The sequence below is a fragment of the Streptomyces sp. NPDC002156 genome, assembly GCF_053593675.1.
This window is the reverse complement of record NZ_JBSFDA010000344.1, coordinates 1-3,536: the sequence shown is the minus strand read 5'-3', so window position 1 is coordinate 3,536 and position 3,536 is coordinate 1. Positions and strand designations below refer to the sequence as shown.

2 protein-coding genes are annotated in these 3,536 nt (G+C 73.4%); both read right to left on the bottom strand.

The genetic code is table 11. The features are described from left to right. Positions 1 to 66: 66 nt before the first annotated feature. Entirely contained in the window at positions 67 to 1,836 is a 1,770-nt protein-coding gene (locus ACWCRB_RS49480; protein WP_451002324.1) for a hypothetical protein, read from the bottom strand. 323 nt (positions 1,837 to 2,159) lie between these two features. Beyond that, complete coding sequence (gene purD / locus ACWCRB_RS49475) at positions 2,160 to 3,413, bottom strand: phosphoribosylamine--glycine ligase (protein ID WP_451002323.1); 1,254 nt, start codon at positions 3,411 to 3,413, stop codon at positions 2,160 to 2,162. Positions 3,414 to 3,536 lie beyond the last annotated feature (123 nt).

Here is a 3,536-nt window from a genome sequence, read left to right as displayed (position 1 = left end):
GGTTCGGGGGCGGCAGCCCCCGAGGATGGGAACGGGTAAGGGCGGCGGGGGCGAAAAACCCTCGGGTCACACCAGGCGTACCGGTTTCTCCGGGCGTACTCCTGTTGTGCGGAGCCATGCCTCCAGGGGGGCCGGGTCGCCTGTTTCTATCAGGGTCAGGACCCTTGGGCCCAGGTCCGCCGCTCGTTCGCCGTTGAGGAGGAGCGACGGGCCGTCCAGCCAGTCCAGGCCCGGTGTCGCCCCAGCCGTGTCCATCGCCGCACAGCACACCATCGCGGTGACGTGATCGGCGAGCAGCTCACGGCCCGTACGCGGGGGCTGCAGAGGGAAGAGCGGCAGCCCGCCGTCGTCCCAGACGGACGTGTCCGGGCCCTGGCCGGCCAGGCCAGTCGGCGCCGCCGCCTCCTCCTCGCGGGCGACCTCCGCACTGATCCCGGCGGCAAGAGCCTCACTGCGTTCGCTTCCCACCCGTTCCTCGTCGCCGTCCCCGTACTCCTCCTCGTCCGCCTTCTCCCTCGCGGGCGGCTGAGGCGTCTGCGGCGTCGCCAAGTGGTTCATCACCCGGGAGAGGGTCGGGGCGTCGGGGTCCCGGCGTGTGGGTGTCGCCGTGCGGTGGACACCCAACGTGTCCAGGACCCGGTGCAGGCGTGCCGCGTCCGTACGCCACTTACGGTCGACCACCTCCTCCGGGTACTCCTGCCAGTCCACCGGCGCCCAGTCCGGGCCGGGCTCGGCCGGACCCCCGTGGAAGAGGCGGGCGGCGAGGAGCGAGGCCGCCTCGTCGATCGCGCCGGGCTCTTCGAGCAGGTCGCAGGCCGGGCGTTCGCCCAGGCGGGACGTGAAGCCCTCGGCCAGCCGGTCGCGGCGCGACAGTTCCGTGAGCGCCGCGACGACACCCGCGTCCAGCCGGGCCGGCCAGCGGCCCATCCGCCAGGCGGGGAGCGCGACCCGGGTCAGCAGCCGGTCCCAGCCCGCGTACGCCAGCCCGACCTGTTCCTGTGCGACGATCCGCAGCCCGTAATCCACAGCCTGTGCACGCTCGGCGGCGGCCACCGCGACCCCGCGCTCCATCTCGGCCGCGTGCACCCGACAGCCGCGCAGCAGCAGCCTCGCGACCCAGCCGACGCCCGCGAGCGCCGTACGGGACACGGGTCCGCGCTGCGGCGCCGCGGCCACGGCAACCGCCGCGTCCAGGCCTCGTACGAAGCGCCGCGCCGCCGCGATGTCCGGGTGCGCCGAAGGGCCCGTACCGGCGACGACCGGGGCGAGGACCGCGCGCAGTTCGCCGACGCGCATCCACCACAGGAACGGCGAGCCGATCACGAGGACGGGCGCCGCCGTCGCCGCCGCACGCCGGTGCTGCCCCTGGAGGGCGGGACGCAGGCCTCGTACGCCCGATATCTCGTCCCGGTCCTCCGCCGGGGGCGGGGTGTGGGCGCGGTGGGTACGGTCCTCCAGCCAGCTGTCGCAGTCCGGGGTGAGCGCTATCGCGGAAGGTGCGGGGACGCCCAGCCGGTCGGCCAGGTCGCGCACCAGGTGGTAGAGGTCCGGGGCCGATTCCTCGGCTATCGGGACCGTGGGGCTCATGGCGGGGCGGGCGCGGGCGACGACCAGGGCGATGACGGCCGCCGCGAGGAGTACGACGATCGCGGCGCCGCTCGTGATCCAGCGGGCGAGGTGCCAGCCGCTGCCCACGAGGTGGCCGGTGGAGACACCTGCCCACAGCACGACGGCGACGGCCGCGGGCAGCAGGGCGACGGCCAGGGCCCTGCTGCGGATGCGCAGCACGGCCAGGGCCCGGGAACGCGCGACCTGCGCGCCCGCCTCCACACCCATACCGGTCACGACCGGATGTCACCCCCTACCTTTTCCGCACACCCTGACGTTGCTCACTCCCCCACTGTGGCACCCACCACTGACATCGCAATGCCGGTGGGCCAAGTGCCGGAATGCTTGCGCCGCACCATAGTTGGGGGCCCGGTCCTCGTCAGCCGGATGGGGGATCGGTCACTCGATGGAATGGCTTTGGGGAGAGGTGGGTGACGCACGGCGACGACGGAGTGGCAGGGAAGCGGCAGCTGAGAGCCCTTTGAACGACTGTCGGGCCCCGCATCCTTAGACGGATTCGGGGCCCGAGGGGTTCATCGGTGACTGTACGGTTACTCGCCCGCCGCCGCCTTCGCCGCGATGTCCGTGCGGTGCTGGGAGCCGTCCAGGTGGATGCGGCCGAGGGCCGTGTACGCGCGGTCGCGGGCCTGGCTCAGGTTCTTGCCGGTCGCCGTCACGGAGAGCACCCGGCCGCCCGCGCTCACGACCGCGTCGCCGTCGCGCTTCGTGCCCGCGTGCAGGACGTACGCGTGCGGGGCGTCCTCGGCGGCCACGTCGGCGAGGCCGGTGATCGGGTCGCCGGTGCGCGGGGTGGCGGGGTAGTTGTGCGAGGCGATGACCACGGTGACCGCCGCGTCGTCGCTCCAGCGCAGGGGCTCCAGGTCGGCGAGGGTGCCGTTGGCCGCCGCGAGGAGGATGCCCGCCAGCGGGGTCTTCAGGCGGGCCAGGACCACCTGGGTCTCCGGGTCGCCGAAGCGGGCGTTGAACTCGATCACGCGGACGCCGCGCGAGGTGATCGCGAGGCCCGCGTAGAGGAGGCCGGAGAAGGGGGTGCCGCGGCGGCGCAGTTCGTCGACCGTCGGCTGCAGAACCGTCTGGAGGACTTCCTCGACCAGCTTCGGGTCGGCCCAGGGGAGCGGCGAGTAGGCGCCCATGCCGCCCGTGTTCGGGCCCTCGTCGTCGTCCAGCGCGCGCTTGAAGTCCTGGGCGGGCTGGAGCGGGAGGACCGTCTCGCCGTCGGTGATGGCGAAGAGGGAGACCTCGGGGCCGTCGAGGAACTCCTCGATGACGACGCGGTCGCAGGAGTTCGCGTGGGCGGCGGCCGCTTCGAGGTCGTCGGTGACGACCACGCCCTTGCCGGCCGCGAGTCCGTCGTCCTTCACGACGTACGGGGCACCGAAGGCGTCGAGGGCTTCATCCACCTCGTCCGGTGTCGTACAGACGTACGAGCGGGCCGTGGGGACGCCGGCTCCCGCCATGACGTCCTTCGCGAAGGCCTTGGAGCCCTCCAGCTGCGCGGCCTCCCCGGAGGGACCGAAGACGGGGATGCCCGCGCCTCGTACGGCGTCGGCGACCCCGGCGACGAGCGGCGCCTCCGGTCCTACGACGACCAGGTCGGCGCCCAGTTCCACGGCCAGCGCCGCTACGGCCTCGCCGTCGAGGGGGTCGACCTGACGCAGCTCGGCGACCTCGGCGATGCCGGCGTTGCCGGGGGCGCAGTAGAGCGCGGTGACGTCGGGGTCGAGGGACAGGGAGCGGCACAGGGCGTGTTCGCGGGCGCCATTACCGATGAGGAGGACGTTCACGCGGGTCAGTTTAGTGGTCCGGGATGGGATGGCTCCCGGCGCTGGTGCGGACGTCACTGGGGGCTGCCGCCCCCAGACCCCCCTTTCGGCCTGAACGGCCTCGTCCTCAAACGCCGGACGGGC

Coding starts and splice junctions, on each gene's coding strand:
- ACWCRB_RS49480 (WP_451002324.1), bottom strand. CDS start 1,836: ATGGGTGTGGAGGCGGGCGCGCAGGTCGCGCGTTCCCGGGCCCTGGCC.